Annotated in this window: 22 protein-coding genes; 20 read left to right on the plus strand and 2 right to left on the minus strand. The window is 38.9% G+C overall.

Annotation, left to right across the window (positions count from 1 at the left end):
* Positions 1–182 precede the first annotated feature (182 nt).
* Positions 183–1,763 (plus strand): immunoglobulin-like domain-containing protein, encoded by a 1,581-nt coding sequence (locus tag I6N95_RS00320; protein WP_209524345.1) that lies wholly within the window; start codon positions 183–185, stop codon positions 1,761–1,763.
* Between the two features lie 88 nt (positions 1,764–1,851).
* Here I6N95_RS00320 and fabI read toward each other — a convergent pair whose 3' ends face one another.
* Both fabI and I6N95_RS00330 read right to left on the minus strand, forming a co-directional pair.
* On the minus strand, positions 1,852–2,610 hold the full coding sequence (gene fabI, locus I6N95_RS00325) for an enoyl-ACP reductase FabI (protein ID WP_209524346.1): 759 nt from the start codon (positions 2,608–2,610) through the stop codon (positions 1,852–1,854).
* Positions 2,611–2,737: 127 nt separating this feature from the next.
* On the minus strand, positions 2,738–3,514 hold the full coding sequence (locus I6N95_RS00330) for an ABC transporter ATP-binding protein (RefSeq protein ID WP_245249177.1): 777 nt from the start codon (positions 3,512–3,514) through the stop codon (positions 2,738–2,740).
* A gap of 1,052 nt (positions 3,515–4,566) precedes the next feature.
* Between I6N95_RS00330 and I6N95_RS00335 the strand changes: the two genes are divergently transcribed.
* The 19 genes from I6N95_RS00335 (at position 4,567) to I6N95_RS00425 (ending at position 26,035) form a co-directional block, all read left to right on the plus strand.
* Positions 4,567–7,176: a pectate lyase-like adhesive domain-containing protein gene (locus I6N95_RS00335; protein WP_209524347.1), complete on the plus strand. Its 2,610-nt coding sequence runs from the start codon at positions 4,567–4,569 to the stop codon at positions 7,174–7,176.
* A 16-nt stretch (positions 7,177–7,192) separates the two neighbouring features.
* Positions 7,193–7,516: an LPXTG cell wall anchor domain-containing protein gene (locus I6N95_RS00340; protein ID WP_209524348.1), complete on the plus strand. Its 324-nt coding sequence runs from the start codon at positions 7,193–7,195 to the stop codon at positions 7,514–7,516.
* Positions 7,509–8,291 (plus strand): WxL domain-containing protein, encoded by a 783-nt coding sequence (locus I6N95_RS00345; RefSeq protein WP_209524349.1) that lies wholly within the window; start codon positions 7,509–7,511, stop codon positions 8,289–8,291. Before I6N95_RS00340 ends, I6N95_RS00345 begins: the two co-directional genes overlap by 8 nt.
* 56 nt (positions 8,292–8,347) lie before the next feature.
* The gene (locus I6N95_RS00350; protein WP_209524350.1) at positions 8,348–9,088 is read left to right on the plus strand and encodes a WxL domain-containing protein; all 741 of its coding nucleotides are present in this window, start codon (positions 8,348–8,350) and stop codon (positions 9,086–9,088) included.
* Positions 9,089–9,373: 285 nt separating this feature from the next.
* Positions 9,374–10,447 (plus strand): WxLIP family cell surface protein, encoded by a 1,074-nt coding sequence (locus tag I6N95_RS00355; protein ID WP_209524351.1) that lies wholly within the window; start codon positions 9,374–9,376, stop codon positions 10,445–10,447.
* Positions 10,448–10,462: 15 nt separating this feature from the next.
* Complete coding sequence (locus I6N95_RS00360; protein WP_209524352.1) at positions 10,463–11,128, plus strand: hypothetical protein; 666 nt, start codon at positions 10,463–10,465, stop codon at positions 11,126–11,128.
* A 22-nt stretch (positions 11,129–11,150) separates the two neighbouring features.
* Complete coding sequence (gene lepB / locus I6N95_RS00365) at positions 11,151–11,744, plus strand: signal peptidase I (RefSeq protein ID WP_347340517.1); 594 nt, start codon at positions 11,151–11,153, stop codon at positions 11,742–11,744.
* Between the two features lie 123 nt (positions 11,745–11,867).
* Entirely contained in the window at positions 11,868–12,761 is an 894-nt protein-coding gene (locus I6N95_RS00370; RefSeq protein WP_209524353.1) for a DUF916 domain-containing protein, read from the plus strand.
* Positions 12,762–12,782: 21 nt separating this feature from the next.
* Positions 12,783–13,304: a recombinase family protein gene (locus I6N95_RS00375; protein WP_209524354.1), complete on the plus strand. Its 522-nt coding sequence runs from the start codon at positions 12,783–12,785 to the stop codon at positions 13,302–13,304.
* A gap of 354 nt (positions 13,305–13,658) precedes the next feature.
* Positions 13,659–15,251, plus strand: coding sequence for an immunoglobulin-like domain-containing protein (locus tag I6N95_RS00380; RefSeq protein WP_209524355.1), 1,593 nt, complete (start codon positions 13,659–13,661; stop codon positions 15,249–15,251).
* A gap of 741 nt (positions 15,252–15,992) precedes the next feature.
* The gene (locus I6N95_RS27615; protein ID WP_209524356.1) at positions 15,993–17,639 is read left to right on the plus strand and encodes an immunoglobulin-like domain-containing protein; all 1,647 of its coding nucleotides are present in this window, start codon (positions 15,993–15,995) and stop codon (positions 17,637–17,639) included.
* Positions 17,640–18,136: 497 nt separating this feature from the next.
* Positions 18,137–20,629 carry a MucBP domain-containing protein gene (locus I6N95_RS27620; RefSeq protein WP_209524357.1) on the plus strand — a complete coding sequence of 831 codons (2,493 nt, stop codon included), beginning with the start codon at positions 18,137–18,139 and terminating at the stop codon, positions 20,627–20,629.
* Between the two features lie 144 nt (positions 20,630–20,773).
* Positions 20,774–21,874 (plus strand): WxLIP family cell surface protein, encoded by a 1,101-nt coding sequence (locus I6N95_RS00395; protein WP_209524358.1) that lies wholly within the window; start codon positions 20,774–20,776, stop codon positions 21,872–21,874.
* Positions 21,875–22,043: 169 nt separating this feature from the next.
* Positions 22,044–22,331 (plus strand): LPXTG cell wall anchor domain-containing protein, encoded by a 288-nt coding sequence (locus I6N95_RS00400; RefSeq protein ID WP_209524359.1) that lies wholly within the window; start codon positions 22,044–22,046, stop codon positions 22,329–22,331.
* Position 22,332: 1 nt separating this feature from the next.
* On the plus strand, positions 22,333–23,070 hold the full coding sequence (locus tag I6N95_RS00405) for a WxL domain-containing protein (RefSeq protein ID WP_209524360.1): 738 nt from the start codon (positions 22,333–22,335) through the stop codon (positions 23,068–23,070).
* A gap of 29 nt (positions 23,071–23,099) precedes the next feature.
* Entirely contained in the window at positions 23,100–23,888 is a 789-nt protein-coding gene (locus I6N95_RS00410) for a WxL domain-containing protein (RefSeq protein ID WP_209524361.1), read from the plus strand.
* Between the two features lie 28 nt (positions 23,889–23,916).
* Positions 23,917–24,594, plus strand: coding sequence for a WxL domain-containing protein (locus I6N95_RS00415; RefSeq protein WP_209524362.1), 678 nt, complete (start codon positions 23,917–23,919; stop codon positions 24,592–24,594).
* Between the two features lie 24 nt (positions 24,595–24,618).
* On the plus strand, positions 24,619–25,329 hold the full coding sequence (locus tag I6N95_RS00420) for a WxL domain-containing protein (protein WP_209524363.1): 711 nt from the start codon (positions 24,619–24,621) through the stop codon (positions 25,327–25,329).
* A 16-nt stretch (positions 25,330–25,345) separates the two neighbouring features.
* Complete coding sequence (locus tag I6N95_RS00425; RefSeq protein WP_209524364.1) at positions 25,346–26,035, plus strand: WxL domain-containing protein; 690 nt, start codon at positions 25,346–25,348, stop codon at positions 26,033–26,035.
* The last annotated feature ends 20 nt before the right edge of the window (positions 26,036–26,055 follow it).

Consider the following 26,055-nt stretch of genomic DNA (forward strand, 5'->3'; position numbering starts at 1 on the left):
ACCTTTTTTAGCATAAAAATTGCACCTGTGAGTTGAATGTGATACGATTTTAATAAACATATTTGTACATATTGTTCATTTGATACTCTTTATGAAATTGATAAAACAATTTAAGGGAGGTAAATATTAACGAATATCGTTCATAAACAGGTCATAAAATACGAAAAGTGGAGGATATGGTATTGAAAAAGAAAATGGTTCAAAGAAGTACCAAGTATTTGGTGTTAACAACCTTGTTAGCAAGTAATTTATTAGGTTTAAGTGGTGTTGTGGAGGCGGCAGAAGGCGCTGCTGAGACTGGAGCAGTTACGTCGAGAGCCGTGACTGCTGGTGTGGAGTATGTGGATCAGTATGGGAACGCTTTGGAAATCGCAATTCCTCAAAATTCGCAAGTGACGATTAACGGCAACACGACATCAATTACCGTTAAATTTAATGGGCAAACCTATACTTTGACTAAAATTAGATCGTTAACGTTAAAGAATTTAATCGTGACTAATCCTGTTTTGTTTAATTCGATTCATTATGTCACAAGTCTGACGATTGATCAGGTCAATTTTCAAAAAGGGATGGAATTAAATGGCTCGAGCGGTTTAGAAAATCTAGTAATTAAGGACAGCATGTTTGGCGCAAGTAAGTATTCTTTTTCTTTAAATAATGCGTCAAAACTCGTTGACTTTGGCATAACCAATTCGACTTTTACAGGGGATGTGCTAGTTCAGAATAATAAATTATTAGAAAAAATGGATGTAACGGATTCTCTTATTAAGGGAAACATGAATCATTTTGTGAATAAAAAAGGTTTTTCGGTGGCGTATCAAAGCAATCGTTTCGAACGATTTACTGGCATGAAAAAGATTGACAGCGGCAATAAAAGTGCCGATGCGCACTTTTTTATCAATCCAACGACTGACATGATTGGAGAGTCTAAATTTGATCCATCGACTGAAGGAACCATTTATTACAGAGAAGTAAATGATCAGGAATTGAGAAAAATGATGATTCCAGCCAATGTTAACATTAGTGAGTTTAGTAATTCAGGCAACAAGTTAACGATGCGACTTTCTAACGGCAATGTGACAGTGTTTAATGACCCTCGAGAGTTTTATTTTAGAAATGTGGACATCTTGGCGCAAATTTCTTGGGCAAACAAAACGCTTAAGCTGGAGAAGCTAACCTTTGTCAACAGTCGCATGAACTATCTGCAAGTGGTCAATAATCCTACCCTGCAATCAGTCGAAATTATGAACTCGGAAGTCTCAAGATTTTATGGGTTTGTGCGTTTTTACGGAAATCCAGCGATGACGCGTTTTATCTTCCAAGATTCTGTAATTAAGGGGACGGAAGGTAATATGGAAGTTTATAACAATCCGGCGATGACCACATTTAATATGACGAATAGTTATATGTACGGCTTTTTAAGAACCTATCAATTAGGAGCTGCACCGATGAGTATTAGTAATGGCCAGTTTGACTATTACATTGTGACAGATCAGTTGATGGAAGGAGAGGCAGAGCCGCAGCCTGTAGGGTATGCACCAGTTATTGATGCTCAGGATCGTTTTCACAATAAAGGTGATTATTTTGATCCGATGGTAGGCGTAACGGCAGTTGATTTGGAGGATGGCGATCTTACTTCTGAAGTGGTAGCAGATGATAGTCAGCTTAACCCAGATCGAGGAGGTATTTACCCTGTTAGCTATACAGTCGTAGATTCTGATGGCAATCTCACTACAGTGACAGTTATGGTGACGGTTGGTTAAATAAAAAAGTTGCAGGGCATAAGCCTTGCAACCTTTTTGTGTAAAAATACTTTGATTATCAAAGTATTAGGTTAAAAAAAACCAATAATTAAGATAAATGAGTGCCTTTGTCGACGTAAATTAGGTCACCTGTTAAACCAGTTGATAGATCGCTCATTAAGAAGGCTACGGTGTTGCCGACTTCTTCGATGGTGACTTGTTTGTTGGCAGGCGTCCGTTCAGCAGCTTCATCTAATAAATCTCTAAAGCCTTTAATCCCTGATGATGCCAGTGTTTTAATGGCGCCGGATGAAACAGCATTAACGCGAATATCTTGTTTAGCCAGGTCAACAGCTAGGTAACGAACAGCGGCTTCCAATGAGGCTTTTGCCAGTCCCATAATGTTGTAGTTATTAACGGCACGGCTTGATCCGATATACGTTAATGTTGTAATGCTTCCGCCTTCGTTCATGTATTTACGAGCTTCGCGAGCAACCGCGATCAATGAAAATGAACTGACGTCATGAGCAACTTTAAAGCTATCTCTTGGGGCTTCGGTAATTTCGCCTTCAAGGGCTTCTTTTGGCGCAAAGGCAATTGAATGAACAACGCCATCGATGTTGCCAACTTTAGCATGAATCTCAGCAAAAGTAGTGGCGACTTCCTCATCGTTTGACACATCGCATTGAACGGTTAGTTCAGTTGGATCAATTAACTTATCCAATTGTTTTTTGACACGATCGTTTTGATAGGTATAAATAATTTCAGCGCCACATTTTTTCATAGCAGTCGCACAGCCCCAGGCAATGCTGGATTTGTTGACAACGCCCATCAAGACGATTTTCTTACCTTTTAATAATGTTTCCACGTATATCACGCTCCTTAAATGTAAAGCTACCTTCTATTATACCTTGTGAAAGCCGATTTTAGAAGAAAAAGCGACTAAGACAAGGAAAAAAGATTGTAAAAGGTGACTTTCACAATCTAAAAGAGGGCTAATTAGGGACGACGGTGACTCGATTATCCGCCATGGGGATTAATTTAACGGGTTTATCGTAAAAGCGTTCCAGCTGTGTCTTTGTTAACAAATCTGTTGTTTTCCCCTGATCAAAAATCTTACCTTCTTTTAACAGAATTAAATTATCAAAGCAAGGGAGCAGTTCTTCTGTGTAGTGAGTGACAAATAATAAATTAGGAGCATCTGGTGTGTTGGCAATCGAGTGAATCCGCTCCAGAAGCTGTTCCCGGGCAAAAAGATCTAAACCGTTACAAGGTTCATCAAGGATCAGCAATGGCGGTTTTGCCATAAGCGCGCGAGCAATCAATGTAATTTGCCGTTGTCCTTGAGACATGACATCAAAGGTTTTGCCGATTAGCTGACTACCTCCACAAGCTGTCAGAAGTTCGCGGGCTTCCGCTTGTTCTTCGAGGGAGACGATCTGGTGAATGCCAATAGTGGCAAATTTACCGCTTAAGACAATGTCTTCCGCTAAAAAGTGCCCTTTCATCTGATAGCTCAGAGCAGAGCTAACCCAACCGATTTGTTTACGCAAATCAGGAATCGACGTTTGACCAAATCGTTCTCCGAGAACGGTCAGGTTACCTTTGGTGGGCCAAAGGTAACCAGTGATCAACTGCAACAAGGTTGTTTTTCCAGAACCATTTAACCCTAAAATGGCCCAGTTTTCTTTGGGGGCAACCTGCCAGTTAATGCTGTCTAAGATGGTATTGTGACCTTCTCGAATAAATGAAACGTCTTCAAATTTAATCAAATATGACTCCTCCTTTATTTCCTGATATCCCTATGAGTTACGGAACTTATCTTATTAATAATGCTACCATTAGTCAGATTGAATGTAAATAAGAGAGAAGGACTATTATATAGAAGGAAAGAGATAATATCAAGGAAGAGTTATACTATATGAACAGAGACTGTCACCAAGTGAAAGCATTTTAGACTTCGTTTCAGCTTTTGACACTCACTTCTTTAAGTATTTAGAGTCTTATTTTTAGTTGATATTAGTCTTTTAAAAATTAAATAACAAAAAAACGTCAAATAAAGCGAATATAAAAGGAACGTTTTGAAGAATATTTTTCATATTACAGCAACCGTTCATTTAATATTTTTATGAACAGATTCGTTAGTTGTGTATTTTTAATGAATGATAATCATTGATGTAGTTTTTTTTTGCTTTATAGGTATAAAATCGTTATCTTTTTAATCGATAATACCTACATTTATGAATTTAAAATATGTTAATTTGTGTTATTTTAATTTTATTCAATAATGGTTAGTTTTATTGTATACGAAAAGCTTGTCAAGAAAAACAGTTTATTAAATGCACAATAATAATATATTAATAACCATTGACCAAATATATCTAAAGCGTGTATACTAGGTTTTGTGCTAGAGCGATCCCTACGAAATTGTAATTGATCGTTATTTTGAATTTTGATAAATCGCTAATTTTTTAACGTTAGTTTTGTTATTGAATTAATCTTGGTCCTTTGCTTTTGAAAGGATTTTGTTTTTAGGTGAGTGTTCGTAAAACATTAGATAAGAGTGGCGATTTGTTAATTGATCAAAGGAAGCACGTCAAGGCTGGTAAGTATCCGGCTATATTTTTTAACTCTTCGTTCATAAAAGAAAAGAATACGAACTGAAGAAGTATGTTTGTTTTTAACCTAAGAGTGCCACAGTTATTGGGGAAATAGAACAGTTACACTCTTATGTTAGAAAGGTTTGCTACCTTCAAATAGTTTAGTGATGTTTTTTTGAACGATCTGAGGGAGGAATTTAAATAAAAAAGAGAGGAGGGAAAAGATGACGAACGGAAAATTACGAGGAACTAAGTGTATAAATAAAAAAACACTTAGTATGTTAATTCTAGCTATGTTAATCGGTTCTCAGGTGAAAGGATTTGCTGCAACAGTAGACGATGATGCAAAGGAATCGAATCAAACTGAAATTGTTGACGATCGTAAGGTCGAAGCTCGTGATGTACGTGGAATTGAAACGAGAGAAGTTTCCAATTGGAATGACTTTCGGTTGGCTTATAGAGATGCTACAGTCAGTAAAATTGTTTTGACAGATGATATTATCAGAAAAACAACAGATACTACTTTAACAGGGACAGGGAATAACCTGACAAGAAGCTTGGAAATAAGTGGTGTTAAAGATCCGAATGGCCAAACAGATGATGAAAAATACTATAAATTAGCCTTGTCCAATACGTCCTTAGGAATTGCAGCTCCAACGGTATTCGGTAGTGAGATTCATATTCATGACATCATCCTGTCTAATGCTCAGGGAGGAACCTACAGTGAATCGATTATTGATGGAGGCGGTTCATATGGAACTGTTCCCCATGCTTGGAAGTATCGTCTAGGAAATATTGTTGTGCCTGATGTAGATGTGAATGGTAATCAGACTCGTCGGGTGGCGAGAGCCAGTCGGGCTGAAGTCAGGCTGTATGGTGATGTAAGTTTAACAACCACAGGTGAGAATTTCTATATTGGTAGTGTCATAGTTGAACCTGATGCCCATTATATTGGTGAAAACACTCAGTATAACTGGTCGACGGTCTGGTATGAACGAACTCAACAAGTAGGCGATACTGGTTATGCTGGTGAGTTTAACATTGGTGAAAATGCTCGGGTTGATTTACGTAAGCGGAACGGTACAGGGAGTGCTTATCCAGCGATTTACCACTACTATAAGAGCATCACAGTGGGGAAAAATGCTGTTTACAATGCGAAAATGCCAGGTAACGCGGTAGCGTTTGGGACAGTTGCCAATCAGACCTTTAACGCTAAAGAAGGATCAGTGGTTAACTTAACAAGTAGTGCAAACAATGCTGTAGTTGCTACAACTGGAACAGGGCTGATTGCTGCTTCAGGAGCACGAATGACGATTGAGCCGGGCGCTCGCTTTTATGTAATTGGACCGAATCCAGGTGCATTAGTCGATTTTTCATCTGGTTCAAACAATCGCTTGATTCTGGATCAGCCAGCTCAATATGATATTCGAAATTTAGGAACCAATAACACGACATCACGGGCTTTTCTTTCAGCGGGCAATGGTAATGCGACAAATAGTACTTCCAACGCTTTGGAAATATTAAATTCTGATATTGACTTATGGAAAATGCCGTCAGATGTTTTAGGGCCATCAGATAGTACCTATGCAGCGATTGAAAACTTTTTGACTCGCGGTGCTAATACTGCTGCTTATCTCAATGTTTCATCGAGTGTGGACTCTTTAACCACGGATTATAAATCTGGTTTAGGAAATTTCCGAAGAATCTCGGGGATGAACCAAAAACCTGTTATTGAGTGGGGCACGGTTACGGATGCTGACAAGCAGATTAAGCGAATTGGTCGAGTGAAAATAGGAGAAGTTCCTGATAATGAAGGTTTAAGACCTGATGGCACAATCAATTATATTTCGGTTTACGCCTCGCTTAATCAAGCGACTGTCGAACTAACAGACGGGCATACTGGTGAAAAGCGGACAGTTTCGACTGATGCTAATGGCTATATCAATTACGATGTCGCTGATTTCTATCCAGCTGGTACGAAAATCTCGGGAGTAGCTAAGCGTGGTGCCTATGTCAGTGAAGAAGTGACAGACATTACGGTTATCGATATCACCCCACCAGAACCAGCTAATGTTGATAATGAAGAACGGGTTAGTCCAATTTCTAAAGAATTATCAGGGTCAGGGGAAGTCAATGCTAATGTGACCTTTAGTTTAAATAACATCCCTCAACCTGGGTTATCAACGGTTGTTGACAATCAAGGGAAATGGAAAATAACTCTTCCAGATGGCTTGTTGAAACAAGATGACAAATTGCAAATCTTTTTGCAAGATAGAGCCGGCAAAGCGAGTATAACAAACCCTCCAATAACCAACAGTGATATTGGGAATATCAATCCAGTGACAGATCTTGTTTACAGCGATGCCACTTTTAAAGCTGGTAAAATAGTGACCGTCAATGGAATATTAACCTTAACCTCGGCACCAGCTAATATTTCTTTTGGATCGGTGAGTGTTCTAGATTTTATGCAACCAATTGGTGCGGATAATGGTGATATTGATACGGAGCTGATCGTAGAAGATACTCGTGGTGCCCGCGATAAGTGGGATGTGACGGCTCAAGTAGTGGAAGAGATGACCAATGATGGTGATCAACTAATTGGTGCTATGAAGTACTACTATAATAACGAATTGTTAACTTTAACAAGTAGCCCACAAACGATTTATCAAAACGGCGCGAATGATCCTAAATTAACTTACAACATTACAGATGGTTGGGGTAAAGGGAACGATCAAAATGGCTTAAAATTCCAGGCAAAAGGTGATGTTGTTCCTAAAACCAGCGGAAGCTATACGGGAACGATTAAGTGGACTTTGCGCGATACGATTGAATAAGGAAAGGATGAGATCAATGAGCAGAAACAGAGTTAAAGTAATGTTGAGTGTGGCCCTTGTTTTATTCATGACTTTTCCGTCAATCGTTCGTGCAGGTAGTGCTGGCAATTCTGGTGAAGTGGAGTTTTATTACGAAGACAGCAGTCTTCCTGCGACATCTGATTCTAAAGCACCTGTTCCAACACCGACGACGCCAAGTAAAACACCGTCAAAAATCCTGAGCTTACCTCAAACTGGTGAAAAAAACAGTTCCTATTATCTGATTGGGATAGTCATTTTATTGGCTGGGATCTGGGGCTGGCAACGGCAAGCGAAAAAGAGAGGGGTTGATCATGATTAAACGCACCTCTTTTGTGCTAATAATGCTCCTTGCGATAAATGCTTCACTAATGGTGGAAGCGGCGGATGATTTAACTGGAAAAGGAACGGTTACCTTTCAATCCAGTGATCAGGAGACACCGCCAGTTGACCCTGAAAACCCAGGAGAAGTAGTGGATCCAGGACCGATTGTTAAAACCGATGGGCCGCTACGCTTGGATTTAATCCCAAGATTCACCTTTGGGGCTCAGGCGATTTCTAAAAGTGACCAAACCTATTTGGCTGATGCTCAATTATTTCACAGCGATACACCGGCACGAGCGAATTATGTTCAAGTGACGGATAATCGTGGCACGGTGGCAGGTTGGGAGTTAACGGTTAAACAAGAAACGCAGTTTTCAAACAGTACGACTAAGAATAACGAATTAAAAGGAGCCGTCCTGTCCTTAGACAAGCAGTGGGCAAATTCCACTATGGGTCAGCAATTTCAACCGACGATTATGAAGGATGCCATTGAGATTAACCAAATTGGCGCTTCGTATCCGATTGCGACTGCCGAACGGGGCAAAGGCAATGGTACTTGGGTGATCCAGTTTGGTTCATCAGGTGAAGTAGCAGGCAATGATAAGACTCTTAAGCCAATGCTTAACGCAGATGGGTCAGCCATCATCGACCCACTGACCAAGAAACCTATGTTTAAAAATGAAGCAATCTCATTGTTCGTGCCGGGAAAAACATTAAAAGATCCGGTTAAATATACTACGGTGTTAACTTGGACGATAGCCGAGTTGTCATAGCATTACCAAGCAGTACAAAACTAAAATATGGGAAACCCCTAGGAGGAAATATTATTATGAAATTACAAAAATTAGCAGGTTCAGTATTATTAGCGTCATTAGCATTAGGAATGGTAGCACCACAAGCATTTGCAGCAGGTGAAAACTTAACAGGTAAAGGTACTGTTAAATTCTTGGAAGATAAAACCATTACAGGTCCAACAGATCCAGAAGATCCAGGTAAAGAAGTAACAGTAGACCCAGGTGAAGGGACTGAACAAACAGAACAAGGACCTTTGTCAGTTGACTTCGTATCAGTACTTAAATTTGGTGAACAAACTTTAACCCCTTCAGCGAATGCAGGTGTTTATGAAGCAAAACCAACAACAGTTAAAAAAGATGGCGTTGATACAGAACGTGGAAACTATGTTCAAGTGACAGACAAACGGACTGGGGCAGCTAAACAAGGTTGGAAATTATCTGCAGCCATGACAAAGAAATTTACAAGTGAAACAACTCAAGACGAAATTGGCGGCGCAACGATTTCATTTGCGAATCCTTTCGTGAATTCAACACAAACCGATAAAGGTGATATTGTTGCAAATGCGACAGTTTTATTAGAGTCTGATGGTTCATCTGCACCAGTTGCCAATGCAGCAGCCGGCAAAGGTTGGGGAACATATACAGTTGAATACGGTACTTCAACAGATGCTAACATGGATAAATCAGTTATTTTAACAGTGCCAGCGTCTACACCACTTTCAGTTAATGAAGAGTACACTGCAGACATCACATGGACTATTGCTAATTTAGATTAAACAGATTATAATGAATACAAACTGTTCATTAAATCTTGTTAAATCGTTCGAAAATCATTAATTCCGAACCGTCTAAAAATGCTTTTGTTGTAAGGGAGTAGCATTTAAAGATTTGATAGTTGTTCGTAAAATAAATGATGGCGAATTAGAATAACTCAGCGGGGAATTCATCCCCGCTGAGCTTATTATTGACATGTTCTGCTTTGAGCAATGACTGATAACTATTGGAGTTGTCGAAGTTGCTGAGAGCCAAGACGATAAAAACATATAAAGGGAGACAGTTTTATGATTAAATTGAAACATCTATTTACTGCTTTAGCAGTTGTAACAGCCGTTGTACTGCCAACATGGGCACAAGCCGATGAGGTTGAAAATGCCGTCGAGTCAACAGGTTATAGCTATAAAATTAATTATCCGGAAAATCAGGTGACGCCAGGTGGCTCTTTAAAATTAAAGATGGCCCCGAAACAAGAGCAAGATGTGACGGTGGTGCTTGAAAACTACAGCGATGAAGAAATAACCATCGATCTTTCATTAAATGGTGCTCGTACGAATGGTAACGGGGTTTTAGAACATGGCCCAAGTGCCTTCAAAAAAGATAAATCCATGCAATATGATTTACCTGATTTAGTAACGATCCCAGAGTCGATTAAGGTTCCTGCCAAAGGAAAGGCGGACTTGGTTCTGGCAATCAAGATGCCAGAAGTTGCTTATGATGGGATTGTCACAGGTGGCATTCAAATGCAAAAGGTTGGACAAGGCGAAGAGGGTAATCAAGCAGGCGATAACAAGGGAGGCCAAACAATCGTCAATAAGGTAGCCTATTTGTTTGGTGTCACACTATCAATGACCGATAAAGAGGTTAGCCCGGAGCTAGCTTTGCAAAAGGTTTACCCTGAACTAGCCAATTATAAAAATGCTATTTTTCTTGATGTAGCCAATACGACAGCCGTAACAGTAGAAAATTTAGTGTTAGATGCGGTTATCACTAAACAAGGTAGCGAAGAAGTGTTATATGAAAGTAAAAAAGCCAATATGGCCATGGCGCCAAATACGTTAATGTCCTATCCGATTAGTTTGGCTGGAGAAGAAATGATTGCTGGAAAGTACACAGCGAATGTTAAAGCCTCAAATGGAGATAAAGAGTGGGTTTGGACAGAAGATTTTGAGATCACGGATGAGGATGCTGATAAATTTAACCAAGGCGATGTCAACATCGTACAAGAGCGCGGTTTGAACTGGAAAATGATCGGCGCCATTGTTTTTGCTGGTTTGTTCGTAATTGTAGGGATATTCTTGGTGATTCGCTTGATCAACAAAAAGAAAGAAACGAGCTCGTTGAAGAAACGCAAAAAATAGGCAGGAGGTTTGGTAATGATCAATTTAGATTGGGTAATAATCGGTACCATATCCCTAGGGATCCTCTGTTTATTGTTAATGATCGCCGCTTTTGTAGGTAGCTTGCGAGCAAAGTCTCAGCTGAAACAATTAGGACCGAAACCGAGAAGCAGATCCTCTAAGAAAAAGTGGCGTCGTCAAAAGAGCCGTTATGCCAATGCCCAGAAAAATAACCTTAAAAGTGGAATCGGCTTATTAATAGCCGTGCTTGTTCTGAGTGGGGTTGGGGGTTATGTAAAATATTATCAAATGACAAATATGACCGCTGCTGATACGGAAAACATCGTGACCGGTTATTATTTAATCGATCAGATGACGGAGCAATTGGAGACCCTGGAAGCTAGCGACAATCAAGAAAAGGCCAATGCCAATATTCATACACTGGCTGTGCGAATGGCTAGTTTTGCTTCGAAAAAAGGCAGTGACCGAGGGACGAAAGAGTCTCAGCTATTGTTAAATCGGTATTACGCCCGTATGGGGCAAGTTGGGATTAATCTGGCTTCGCAAAAGGCCAGTGACTTAGTGGCTGACAAAGGGTTGTTGGAAAGCTATCAACAAGATTTGAAGCGGGTGGAGGAAAGTCAAGATAAGGTCCTCTCATTTTATAAAGTTGATAAAAAATCGTTGGCTCAGAAACAGTAGACGAATGTGAGGTGCTAAGTGAGTGGCAAAAAGAAAAAAGAGACGCAGCACCTCAACTTTACGTCGCCGAAAAAAAGCTCAGGAGCGGAAACGCAAACTAAAAGCCTTTGTTCTTGCTTTTTCAATTATGATCGTGATTTTACTAGCAGCTGGTTCACTGACTGTTTCTTTTGGCCAGATGAGCGGTTATTCAATGATGCCGGAACTGTCAAATGGAGATGTGGTGTTGATTACGAAGGAACAACCAAAGGCCTTTGATTTGGTCTATCTTAAGACACCGAATAAAGTCAACGAGCGCTCAGTTCGACGTGTAATTGGTATGCCAGGAGATGAGCTTTATTACCAAGATGATCAGTTGGTTGTTAACGGCCAAGGAAAAACGGAACGTTACTTAAATAGCCGCAAAGCAGATTTGGTAGAAGGGGTGTTAACACCTGATTTTACACTTGAAAAACTGACAGGTAAAAACAAAGTGCCACAGGGGCATTATTTTGTCTTAGGTGACAATCGTCAGGGGGCCACAGACAGCCGTGATTATCACTTTGTTAAGCAATCGGAAATCATTGGTGTCGTGGCGGCTAGAGTATTTCCTTTAGATGCCATCAAAACATACTAAGAAATGAGTTGATATCACATCGTGAAAATAAAATTAGCAGGCAGTCTTTTAATAGGCCTAATTTTTTTCTGTTTCACTTTTTTTAAGGAAGTGGAGGCTTCTGGAAAAAAAGAAGAATCAGGCATGAGTTTCACTTATGTCAATAAAGTTCCTGAAAATCAAATAAAAAAAGGCAACTTCTTTGATTTAATGATGTCAAAAGGGCAAGAACAGGTACTGGAGACGGAATTAACCAACTTGACAGATCAAGATTTAACCATTAATGTTATCGTCAGTAATGCTACGACAACTGAAGGAGGCGTTATTGATTACGGGCCTAGTGAACAGCTAAACACAGAGAATTTGGCCTATGGATTAACGGACTTAATTGAAGCGCCAGCCAGTGTTAAGTTGCCTAAAAATGGGAGAGCCGTCCTAAAACTAACACTCAAAATGCCAGACGAGTCAGTATCTGGAGTGATTTTAGGTGGTGTCCAGCTACAGCAAGAAATAGACAAGGCTCAGGCATCAAATGGAGCTGTGTCAATCAACAATCAATATGCCTATGTCTATTCCATTTCTTTAAGGGAAAGGGAGGAAGTCCCAGCCTTGGATTTTATTTCGGAACCAACTGCGTTTAAGAATAAGCAGGTCGTCTTTAGTTTCAGCAATCAGGCAGCTCGGATTGTTAAGGAGATGACAGTAGAAATGGTTGTCACACCTAAAGACTCTGCAGAAGTGCTGGGAGAGACCCGTCTTGAAAAATTGAAAATGGCACCTAACTCCATTATTAAACTTCCTTTGAACGTTGACCTAAGTAGTGGTGATTATCAAACGAAGACAACTGTTACAGTTGATGATAAGAGTTGGCAGTGGGTGGAAGATTTTACAGTACAGGTGGAGACGTCAACACCTAAAGTAGTTGAAAAAACAAGTGAAACAGAAGCGCGGGCCATTAATTGGCTACCTGTTGGGATTATTGCTAGTTTGCTAATTGTTGGGACAGGAATACTCTATATAGTGTTTGTTAGAAATTAGAATTAAGAGAGGATGGAATAGATGAAAGTTGGGTATACAGCAGACTCCGTAGCGGCGATTAGTTTACGGGAAGTCTGTCAGGAGGTAAGTCTGATTAAGCCGGAAGACAACAATGCGGCGCATTTTCTGGAGTTCATTGCTAAGAATGTGGAGAATGAGATTGTTGCGTTTTCATTAATCGACCTTAATTTGCAATTGATTCAGTTGTTACCGGGATTACGTCTTTTACATGAACAAGGAAAAAGTCTAATATTGTTAGAAAAAGGTGTCTTAGGAGAAATCAGTGACGAGGTTACCACAAGTGCTTTATATCAGATGGCAGTCATGGAAGAAGAGATAATGCGCAGTCGCACGATGGAAGGGATTGAGAATGCTCGGAAAAAAGGCTTGATTGCCGGTAGACCAAAGATCAATGAACGGGTAGTTGAAAAAATTCGTAGTCTTTATGCTTCTCGCCAGAAAACGATTCGTGAAATTGCCGATATCTGTGGCGTTTCAGTTGGAACGGCTTATAAATATGCGACTCAAGAAGAAAAAACATAATGTTTGTTCGTAAAAAATGGTTCCCGAACCAGCTTTTCATTTTGTGAAAAAATAAATGGATTTTGAATAAATAGATTTTTACAAAGATAAAAATAAATGTTATCATCATTACTTACATGAAATAGTTATGATCCACATTACGAAATTAAGTTCAATTATATTAACTTTTAAAAGTTTAATATAACGTTTATTGTCATTTGGTATATAATTAAAGTTGTCGTGAATCACAGTAGATGAGTTAAGTTAATTATTAGAATATGCTTAAATTAATAAATTTCAGTTCATAAACAATTGCTTTTTTGAAATAACAGTGTTAGTATTGGGGTATATTGAACATAGGAGGAATGAAAAGAAATGAAAACAACGAACATGACAAAAAACAAAGGTGTTAAGTATTTAATGCTAGCATCCGTATTGGCGAGCACTGCGTTAGCATTTATTAGCCCAGCGACAGCCGATGCAGCAGAATTAAGCCCAGAGGTGACTCAAGTACTGAGTGATCAAGTAACTTTAGCATCAGGTGTATCGTATATTGATACAACTGGTCAAAGAAAAGAAATTGCTATTCCAACATCGTCACCAGTAACATTAAGTGCAACATCTACGACTATTTCAGTTAAATTTAACGGACAAACTCACAAATTGACAAATGTTCGAGATGTTACATTTAAGAACATTACAGTTCCAAACTTAATTCCATTTTATTTACATGGTGTGACGAAAGTAACACTTGAAGGCGTTAACTTCCAAAAGGGTGTTGACTTCTCAGGAATGAAAGATATCCAATCAATGATTGTTAAAAATTCAACGTTTGGCGCAACTGATTACTCATTTGCAATTCATTCAGCTCCAGCTTTAAAAACTTTAGTCATTGATGGTTCTAGTTTGAATGCTGACTTACGTATTTATTCAAACAAAACATTAACAGAAGCAACTGTTTCAAATTCAGTATTAAAAGATGATGCAAACCAATACAGCAACCAAAAAGGTTTCCGTACAAACTACATCAACACACGTGTTGAGCGTCCAAAAGGCTTAAGATGTATTACATCTGGTGGCATGAGTGCAGCTGATATCTTCTTTATGAATCCAAACGGTTCAGCAATTGGCGCATCAAAATTTGATGCTTCTAAACCAGGTAAAATCTTCTATTCAGGTGCTGATGGTGTGGTAAACACAATTGACGTACCAGCATACGTAACAGTAACAACTGTTAACGATGTGAAAGATGCGATTACTATCAAATTATCAAATGGTTATTCAACTGTCTTGAACGGAACAAAAGAATTATACTTCCGTAACGTGGATATCCAAACTCATGTGGCCTTTACTCAAAAAGGATTGAGATTAGAAAGCCTTAAATTCGTTAACAGCAGAACGCGTTTAATCGACGTTGCTTATAGCGAAACTATGCACACATTTGACATGCATGCATCAGAAGTATCACAATCTTCTGGTTATGTGAGTGTTTATAACAACAAAGCAGTTAAAAACTTTGTAATGACTGATTCTCAAGTTAAAGGTTCTTCAGGTTATATTTCAACTTACAATATGCCAACAATGGAAAACTACATCATGAACAATGACTACACTTATGGTTACCTTTCTACTTATAACTTAGGTGCGGCTGTTCTTAAATTAAGCAACTCTCAATTTGATGATTATATTTCTTCAACTAACGTTATCGAAGGCGAAGCAGAACGTCCAACCATTGGTTATGCGCCAATTATTGAAGCGGCTGATCGTACGCACGTTAAAGGTGATGAGTTTAATCCGTTAGAAGATGTTAAAGTTTATGATTTTGAAGATGGAGATTTAATTTCTTCTGTTGTGGTTGATAATCAAGTTAATGAGAGTAGGACTGGTGTTTACCCAGTAACCTACACTATTACGGATTCAGACAACAATGTTGTTACATTAACAATCCAAGTAACTGTAGTTAACTAGAAAATTAAGTATAATTAAGCGGCTCTGTCAACAGTGGCAGAGTTGCTTTTTTGCGTTGAATAAAAGCTCATTCAAATGCGATGTTTGAAATTTCGAAACTGAGGCTACCATAGATTAAGTTGGTTTCATATCGATCATAATGGTTTTACATCCAAACCAGCCTTTATAAGAAGCTCGGAAAGTAATCTCGTACAGTTGATAACGACTGATTGATGTGACATCTATAATGGGGTACCTTTTTTAGGTGAAAAAAATGCTGACTGATTTTGAAGGTGCATTGTAAAGGAGAAAGTATTGAAACAGAGAAGGATTTGTTATGTGAAAGATGAAGTGAACAGGTCTGACGCTTTTAAATTGCAGTTTTAAGTTATTTTTTTGTAGTTTAGTTTTATTACATATGATAACTAGTGGTTACTTTGAATTATTTAATCATGTGAACTATTATCTTTTGAAAAAACGGAATTGATGTACTGATAATAAAAATAAAGATAAAAAAACCTGTACTTTCTTTTTTAAGGGTGATAAAATAGATAAGTGTGTTTAAAGTGTTATGCTGGGTTCAGTATTTTTAAATGATTAAGTTCGTAAAACGTGTATTTTGTATGGTGGGATGCTTTTAGAGGACACTGTTAAAAAGATGTTCGAATAAAAGGTTATATAGAACGGGGAATTGACATTTTTTAGAAAGGAGATTGGCTTTACTAGGGAACATTATTTAAACTATTTGAGGAGTGAACAATTGTGAAAAAAACAAATAAGTACATTGCGGTGTTGACAATTTTAACAGCGACGTCGCTATTATCTGCAACAATTCCATCTGTAAAAGTACAGGCAGCTGCCACAAACCGATCTTTAAGAGCCTTGACAGATACGCCTTGGATTGGTCCTAGTATTGATTCTGGCAAACTGAGATATGGTATATCTGAAGGTCGTGTTCAAACGGGAACTAAGGTAGGAGTTGGAATACCAAATGTGGAATATATGGAAAATGCCTCTATCAATATTCGCCACGTTTTTGATTATCGTGAAGGAGCAACTATTAATTATCGTTTGAGAACAACTCCGGCGTTTAATATTATTGAAACAGAAGATGAGTATACTTTTGATTATGGATTACCATTACAGCAATCAGGGATGGCATCTTTTACTAACTCTCAGTTAGTTGGAGCTAATGAAGTTGTCGGAACGGGTTCTAAGTATAAAGATGATAAGATGGCAATCAAGGTTAATATGAAAGCTAACGCTCAACAAACGGCGGTTAGCCATATCTATACCATTACGAATAATGATAGTAAAACGAGAACTGTTTACCCAATTAAATATGTGGATACTCAGTTGAATATGAACGATTATGTACCCGTTTATTCCCGGGGGGCCGGCGAAGGATTATATATCGAGTCAAGTGCCAATCCAGCTGATCCAGCAGCTAAGTGGTATCGTTTGGATTATATAATGGACGTTGAAAACGGTCCAGAGATTTATAAAGGCGCTGACCAAGGTTATTCATTTGCCTATACTTTTGGCCCTGACATGGATAATCAAGATAAATCAGGCATGAATGCTGCTGAAGGCGAGATTGTTTTTGGTAGTTCAGATGCCAGTAAAAAAATGGATACCTCCATTTACATGTCCTGGGGTAAAAAGACATTAGCACCAGGTGAATCTGTCACTATGCGCTATGATGTAGGGATTCGTCCAATCGCTAATTTGGAGAATTCAGTGTCTGTCACTAACTTGACAAGAACTGATGGCAAGAATTATGTTGGAGATGAAATTGAATATGCAGTTAAGGTGAAATCACCTAAAGATAATTTTTATGGTATTAAAATTACTGATGAACTGTCATGGTACTTTGAAAACCCAACAGCACCGATTACCGTTGTTGATGATCAAGGTGTGGAATCAACTTATGCATTGAAAGATGTTTACAAAGCGAATACGAGTCCAAGTGCAACTGATCCAAAAGTTGGAACCTTTACTATTCCAGCTGGTGTTGTAGGTGGAGGTAAGGAAATCACGATTAAGATTAAATCTAAGATCGCTCATCCAGCAGCAGGTCAGGAAATTGACAATTTAGCTAATATTTCAGGTAAATCTGAAGAAGAATCTTTAGTTAATGAAGACGTCAAGCCAGATAGTACTCTGCTTGTTGAAAATGCCGCTCCTGAAATAATTGGGGCTGATGATTTTGAGATGGATAAAGGTGAGGATTTCGATGAGTTGGCTGGTATAACAGTTAAGGATATGGAGGATGGAGATCTAACTTCAAAAGTGAGTGTAGAGGGATTTGTTAATACTAGTAAAAAAGGTCAATATTCCGTTACCTATACTGTAACTGATAGTCACGGTAACGTGACAACTAAAACAATTATTGTATCAGTAGTCTAATCAAATATTAAAAGAGAAATGGTGAGAAGGTAATACTCACCATTTTTTGGACTTAGGAATTTTGTCTAAACGATTCGTTCAATTAAATAGTATTAATATTATAATGTCTCAAATAAATTGGTTGTCCTGTCATAGGAAGCTGTGAGCGATAATCAGGCTTAATATTAAGGACGAATTTATCTGTTCAAAAAATAAGTTAAAAGTGACTGTACATTTTATATTAAGGATGATAAAATGAATAAGTGTGGTAGGCATAATGCTTGCCCTATAATGGATGTACTTTCTACAAAAGTTTCATGTTAGTAACCTTTTGTTGTTTTCAAAGGTTGAAGTTCGGAAAGAGAACGAGAGGCCCTAATTTACCATCTCGTTCAAAAAACAACGCTTATAAAACTAGAGAAACGACATAATGGATGGTTTAGGGGAGCGTTGAATAACGAAGAAAGGAGTTGACTAAAATTAAGAATCAAAGAAAATTCAATAAAGGAGTGAAAAATGTGAAAAAAATTAATAGAATTGTCGTTATTGCTCTTTTATTAATGATAGGACTAATTGTATTAGGCCGTTCCAAAATGAATTTAATGGCGGCAAATCCGAGCACGCCGGAATCTCAATGGCAAAGTCCACCTGTAACTGCTGGTAGATTAGTTTATGGTTATTCTGTTTCGCTTGCAGGTGAGCCGATTCCTAATGTGGAGTATTTAACGAAAGATGGCAACCGTATTGCTCATATCTTCAGGACTGGTACAGATGGGATATTAGGGGGGAGTAATATCCCGTTAAATCTCATTGAAACTGATTTTGAATATACTCTGGATAGTGAGAATAAACCGACGCCTAACCCTATTCAAGGAGATAAAGCTGGGGCAGTTTCACTTGCTCAAACCGGTATTAATGGGAAGTTAATTAGTGCTCAAGGAGCTAAGAAGTCTGATCCTTCGTGGAAAGTAGATTTGGATATGGAGGCTAATGCAAGGAATAGTGCAGTTCTCCATACATTTACAATCACAAATGACAGCGATGAATCTAGAACCGTTTATCCAATAAAGTTTGTCGATACTGAATTAAATAATTTTGATAAAGTCCCAATCATGTCTAGAGGCCCAAATAAAGGATTGTATATTGAATCAGACGAATATCGTCTTGACTATAATACAGCTGTTGATAATGGTCCAATTGCTTATATGGGATATGATCAGGCTTGGGAGTTTAATGCTGTATTTGGACCTGATAAAGATGATCAGGCTAATTATCCGGCTGTTAAAGAAGCGATGCAAAAGCTTGAAAATGAAGTGGTCATGGATAATGTTGATACTGGTATATATATGACTTGGGGTGCTGTCACATTAGGTGCTCACGAATCTCGAACGTTGAGTTATGAAGTTGCGATTCGACCGATGAAAGAAATGACAAAATCCAAGACAGCAGTAAATTTGACTCATCCAGACAAAGATGAACCTAACCAAGTAGGAGACATTATCGAGTATACTATTAAAATGGAAGCTGATGGTGGATTTGGTTATAAAAATGTTCAGCTTAAAGATGAATTATCTTGGGCGTTTGAAAATCCAATGGAGAAACCAGTTCCAGTGGGAAACATCACTATTGAAAATAGTAATGGTAATGCACCTATCGAAATTCCATTTGAAGATGCCTTTACTAAAAATGTTAACCCTACAGATGCTAATCCATATGTAGGAACATTGAACATACCTGGACCTAAACATCCAGCTATTGTGATTGATGATAGTGAAGTAATTACGATTAAATTTAAGGTCCAATTGGCAGCTAAGTCAGCTGGGATGGATGTTACCAATCTTGCAACTGTTACGGGGACTACGACAGAAGAAACGGACATTGAAGAGGACGTTGAAACTGATACCCCACTCCCTATTGAAAATATCGGTAAAGTAATTGTTAAGTATCAGGATGAAACAGGAAATAAAATCCATGAAGACGACTCGATTTCTGGTCTATTGGGATCAGAGTATGACGCTACTTCTAAGAAAATTGATCTTAATGGATACAAGTATGAGAAATCTATAGGTGACGATGTAGAAGGGGAAATAACTTTAGCGTCTAAAGAAGTCATCTTCGTATACAGTGAAAACCGCTTCACCATTAACCAAGCAGCTGTCAAAGCAGATGATTCATCAGCAGCTAGTGTTAAAGTAGAAGATGAGATATCCTATAAAGTTTCAGTTGAAAGCAAGCTAAACGATAGTGCCATGTATAAAAACTTTACCATTTCCGGAAAAGTTTCAGGCGTGATTGAATTGGCTAATGTCAAGGACTTTAAGTTAGTCGCATCATTGAATGGAGTAGATACAGAACTTGATCTACCGACTTATAATCCAGCAACAGGTGAGTATACTGCAACAGTGAAAGAAACAGATAATGTACCGAGCAATGCGAATCTGATTGTGACGTATAATGGAAAAGTTAATGCTGATGCCGAACCAGGTGATATCATTACAGCTGAAGCGAAAGCCAGCGGTGATTATACAGATGGTATGGTAGCCAGTGAGCTTAAAGCAACCGACTTTGTCTCAACTGTGACAGCAGGTCAATTAATTTTTGAATCGGCACCAGCTACAATGAATTTTGGTGACAATCATGGAATCAAATTGACTGATCAGGTTTATCCTTTGGAAACAAAAGATCAACCACTATCAGTTAGAGATTTACGCGGTAGCAGCAATCAGTGGACGATGATGGCAAGTGTTACTACGCCATTGACGAACGCAAGCAAGAATAATCATCAGTTACCAAATGCTTTGTACTATCAAACCGGTGGTACGCCAATTGTGTTAACTGATACAGCCGTAAAAGTAGTAAGTCATACAACCACTTCAACAGGTGTTGTCGATATCTCCCAATCATGGGATGATGCAGCAGACAATCGCCCTTACGTTAAAGTTAAAGGTGGCGAAGCTAAGAGTGGTGCGTATAGTGGTACGATTATGTGGACCCTTCGCGATGGTTTGTAAGATGGTTCAAAAAACATAACTAAGCGAACTTGAGTAACAAAACTGCGACAATCGTCATGTCCAGTCAGCACAGCAAGAGACAAGTGTCTCAAAAGAGTCAAAAGTCTTATTATGTGAAGGCTGAGGCAAGGAGGATAAAGAAAGGTGCAACACTATGTAAAAAAAGTAATCATCAATGTAATGGCTGTTCTATTCTGTTTGGTCATAGTTGGTGTCAATCAGACAGAAGTGAGCGCAAATGCTCTCCCCTTCGAGATAGAGACCATTATTCCAGAGAATCAGGTAGATAAATCAAAAACCTACTTTGATTTAAAACTGGAAAAAGGTCAGAAACAAACCGTCGAAGTGCTTATTCGAAATGTTACTAAGAAGGATTTAACGGTCGAAGTGGCTTTTAGCCAACTAACCACAAATTCTAATGGTGTCATGGAGTATAAGAAAGTCGAGGGGAAACCTGATAAGTCTCTGGCTATTGATATTTCTACCTTAGTAAAAGTGGCTGATAATGAGGTCACCGTCAAAGCTAATTCGGAAGTGAGAACAAAGATTGCAATTGAAGCACCAGAAACTGATTTTCCTGGGATTTTAGCAGGTGGTTTAACCTTTAGACTTAAAGAGACCGATTCTCCAAAGAAAGCTGAAACTAAGGATCAAATGGCCATCAACAATCAGTACGGTTATGATATCGCCTTAGTGATGCATGGTAATGTGCCTGTGGAAGAGCTGCCATCGGAGTTATTATTATCAACCGTGGGAGTCATCAATACGAATGGTCGCAATCTGATTTTTGCGAATTTGCAAAATCCACAACCTAAGAATTTAAAGGATGTGACGATTGAGACAACAGTTATTGAGAAAGGGGCCTCAAAAGCCGTATTGGAAAATAAGCGGACGGATCTAGAAGTGGCGCCCAATACCAATTTTGACTATGGTATCCCTTTAAACGGTGCGATTATAGGTGCTGGTACATACACATTAAAGCTGGCAATTACCATCGGCGCAGAGACCTTTGATTTGGAGAAAGAGTTTAAGATTAATGCTGTTCAAGCAGAGCAGATTTTGGAAGAGGCGACACCGACTGTTCAAAAGAGCAATACCATCTGGTATCTCTTAGTCGGAGTGCTAATTGCGATGGGAATTGCTGTACTACTGATATTGAAATATCAAAAGAATCAAAATGCTTCTAAAAAGGCGATTCGTAAAAAGGTCGTTAAAAAAAGAAAAGTTACTAGCATTAAAAGATAAAAACTATCAAGATGATCGTCAAGTGTACTTTAAAGTCACAACGTGAGTTTTGACAATGACTTTAGTTCGCAAAGGTGTTTTATGTGAACTGAGTAAGGCATGTTTTATCTAGAAAAGAGTCGAGGAGAGGAGGAATCTTGGTTTGAAAAAAGCAATCAGAAGGTTAGGGATGGCGGCAGTGTTACTCATGACATTGGCAGCAACTGTGAAAACAGGTGAGGTCCTAGCAGATAGTGCTGGCAGTAAAGCGAATATCGAATTTATTGAAGCATGGGATCCCGACAAGCCAGACCCAACACCTGATCCAAAACCAGATCCAACGCCTAACCCGCCCAAAAAAGTGATTACATTACCACAGACAGGTGAAACTAGCATGTGGCAATACTCAGCATTAGGGGTACTTTTAATTGGTGCCGGAGGGGTAATAACATTTAGAAGAAAATCGGAGGAAATTTAACATGAAAGCAAAATCTTTATTAGGGGTAGCATTACTATCAAGTATCTTATTTTTACAAGGACCAGCAGCATTAGCGGCAACAACAAGCCAAGCAGATAGCAAGGCTGATATTGAATTTCTCGAAAATGATGGTCCAACTAATCCAAAAGATCCATTAGAACCAAAAGAAGATGAAGACTGGGAACCAGAAGATGAAGATGAAATCACTGGCAACAAAGGTCCTTTATCAATTGACTACATTTCAAACTTGCATTTTGGAAAAGTGAAAATGTCAGGAAATGTTAGTTCATTTTTCGCAGAAAACACTGTCAATAAAGATACAGTGACAAAACGTCCTAACTTTGTTCAAGTTTCTGACCACCGTGGAAGCGGAGCTGGTTGGACATTGACAGTTCAACAAGATACACCGTTTGCGGTAGCTGATGGCTCTGCTAAGATTGAAGCCACTACATTGTCATTATTAAATGGCTATGTGAACTCAGTTAACAATACTGGCGTAGATGTTCGTCCAGTAGCGAGCCAAAGTATTGTGATTAAACCGGGTGCTGGTGCGGTAAAAGTTTCTGGCGCAGCTGGTGATGGTACAAAAGGTATGGGATCATGGACAACTGCTTTTGGGGATACAGATGAAAAAGGTCTTGAAAGTGTTAAATTAACAATTCCTGCTAACACTAAAATTAATAAAGCCGCTTATTCAACAACATTAAGCTGGACATTAACAGACGATCCAAGTAATTAATAAAAACTTTTATAGGGAGAGATAGAGAAATGAAAAAAACAAAAGTATTAGCAGTAGCAGTAGCAAGTATTGGGGCAATGACATTGGCAACAACATCTGTATTAGCAGCAGATTCATCATACAATACAGATGCGGATATCATTTTAAGAGATATGGGACCTGGGGATGAAGAAAATCCTCTGATTGATCCAAATGATAAAGATAAAGAAGAAACAGTCTTTCCTGGTGACCCTGGTAATGAAGTACACCCAAATGGTCCATTAGTTATTGACTACATTTCTCGTTATCACTTCGGTGAGGTACCAATGTCAGGTAATAATAAGACTTATAATGCTAACTTGGATAAATTAAAAGATACGCCGACTTCACCAACTTTTGATGTGCCTAACTTCATTCAAGTGACGGACAACCGTGGAACGAACGCTGGTTGGACGTTAGGAGTAAGAATGTCACAAGAATTTACAACAGCTAGTGGGGTTAAGCTTGATAACACAAGTATTACCTTTAAAAACACAGAAATGTTTAAACGTAGCTCGAATGAATCAAATGCACCGTCTGTCTTTAGTGCAGGTAAACAAGTCACTGTTTCTCTAGCAAATACTGGTTTTACAACAATTGGTGCTGCTAAAGGAACGGGTGATGAAGGGGTTGGTTCTTGGGCTGTAACACATGGTCATGTGGTTGGCGATACTGCGGCTAATGCTGCTGAATCAGTTCAATTATTTGTCCCAGGGAAGTCTAAAAAAATAAAAGGTGAAGCCTATACAGCCAAAGTTGAATGGTTGTTGACGGATGAACCAGGAGCAGCGACTCCATAACATACTAAGGAAGGATGGAGTTTATCGAATGAAACAAACAAAGTATATACTCCTTAGTGCCGCTTTGTTACTGTCAGCCGTTAACGGCGTGACAGTGGCATCTGCTGCGGATGCTAAATCAGATGCATCTGTGACGATGGTCAAAGATGACGATCCGTTAAAGATTGAAAAGACACCTGTCATTCAGTTTGGTAAACAAACAATTTCAGGTTCGACTAAAACATACAAAGCCCGCTATATTGAAAGCGAAAAAGAAACAGTCGGTGGTGTGACGGAATATTTAGCGCCAAGCATTCATATTGCCGATAATCGTGGCACGACGGAAGGGTGGAAGTTGGAAGCGTCTATCACGCCTTTTAAAGCCAATGATGCAGCTAAAACCGAATTAGCTGGTGCGGTTTTAGCTTTAACGCCGACTCGTTCAGTTAAGGTTGAAAATGAACCAGCTGCTATTCCAGCAGGGCAGACGGCTATTGAATTGGGAGCTTCGGCAAAAACGATTGTGACAGCTACCTCAGGTTTAGGTATCGGCAAGTCGAATTATTTCTTCGGGGATAACTCAGCTGATGTAACGCCAGAAGTAATTGGTAAAACGGGAAATGTTGGAGATGATAAGGTGACGTTAACTGTTCCAGGAGATTCTGTGAAAGTTCAGGATGCAACTTACTTAGCGGAATTAACGTGGACGTTATCCAACACACCGTAAAGTAAAAGAATAAGGAGTGACACGATGAAAAAAGTTACATTTTTAACCATAACTGCTTTATTAACGTTAGGTGTAGCCACGCCAGCAATGGCTGCCACGCCTAAAAATTCTGATGCAGATATTACTTTAATAGAAGATGATCATCCAGATGGTCCCTTAAGAATTTCAAAAGTGACTGATATTACCTTTGGTATTGATTCAATTTCTGGCTCTGATAAGTCTTATTATGCTCATTACTTGGAAAATGATAAAAATGCTGATAATAAGTATCGCGCGAACTATATGCAAGTCGTTGATAACCGTGGTACCAACCAAGGCTGGTCTTTACAAGTTCAGAATGATGCCTTTAAAGGGAAAAATGACAAGGGTGAGGATGTAACCTTGGCTAATGCTGAATTAGTGATGACCTCAACTCATGCCCAAAAGAACAGTGTAGATAAAGATACGCAAGCCATTTTACCTAATGCCGAAGTACCAGTCGAAGCAACTGGTTGGATCTTTCAATCAGAGGTAAAAGTCAACGGCAGTGCAGCAACGATTGCGACTGCTAAAAAAGATAATGGTATGGGTGTTAACAATGTCTACTTTGGTCAAGCCTCTGATGTACCATCAGACAACAAGAAGTTAGAGACAAAAAACAGAAGTATTGAGTTACGTATTCCTGGTATCTCGACTAAATCGAAAACCAAATATACGTCAACATTGACATGGACATTGACGGATGATCCAGCGTAAAAGGAGAGCGGTTAGGATGAAAAAATCAATAAAAGCAACATTATTAACTTCATTACTATGTTCAACTTTAATTGGACCGACTGCTTTAGCAGCAGGCCCTGCTGAAGCTGAGTCAGCGGGTAAAGTGACATTTACTCATGAAGACAATCCATTGAGAGTAGCGACGGCCACAGATATTATCTTCGGCGAAGTTGCCATCAGTGGTGACACTAAAACTTACAATGCCCTTTATCAAGACTCCGACAAATTTACAGAATTTGGCGGAACTGAAAAGTTTGCTCCATTGAATGTGACAACAATTGATAGCCGTGGGAATAATGCTGGTTGGAAATTGACTGTCAAGATGGACGATCAGTTTAAAACGGCCGATGGTGATGTGTTATCTGCTAGTCTAAAATTAGAACCAACAAGTGTTGCGACTAGTAAAGACGAAGGAGCCTCCCGTGGCGTACCGTCTGTCAAAGGAGTAGCAACAGAGCTAACGCCAGGCAGTGGTGAGGCTATGATGATGAATGCGAAACCGAATGAAGGTATCGGTACTTGGACGACATTCTTTGGTGACTTACAAGATGATACCCAAGCTGGCAAACGTCAAAATGACAAGGTTCAATTGAAAGTTTTTGGTGGCAACAATGGGCAACCAATTAAAGAAAATAAAGAATACTCAACAACGGTTACTTGGACTCTGTTGAATACAGGGGACTAATGATATAAGGTTTTATGGGA

This window comes from Vagococcus allomyrinae, assembly GCF_017829975.1.
GTDB classification, from domain to species: Bacteria; Bacillota; Bacilli; order Lactobacillales; family Vagococcaceae; genus Vagococcus_D; species Vagococcus_D allomyrinae.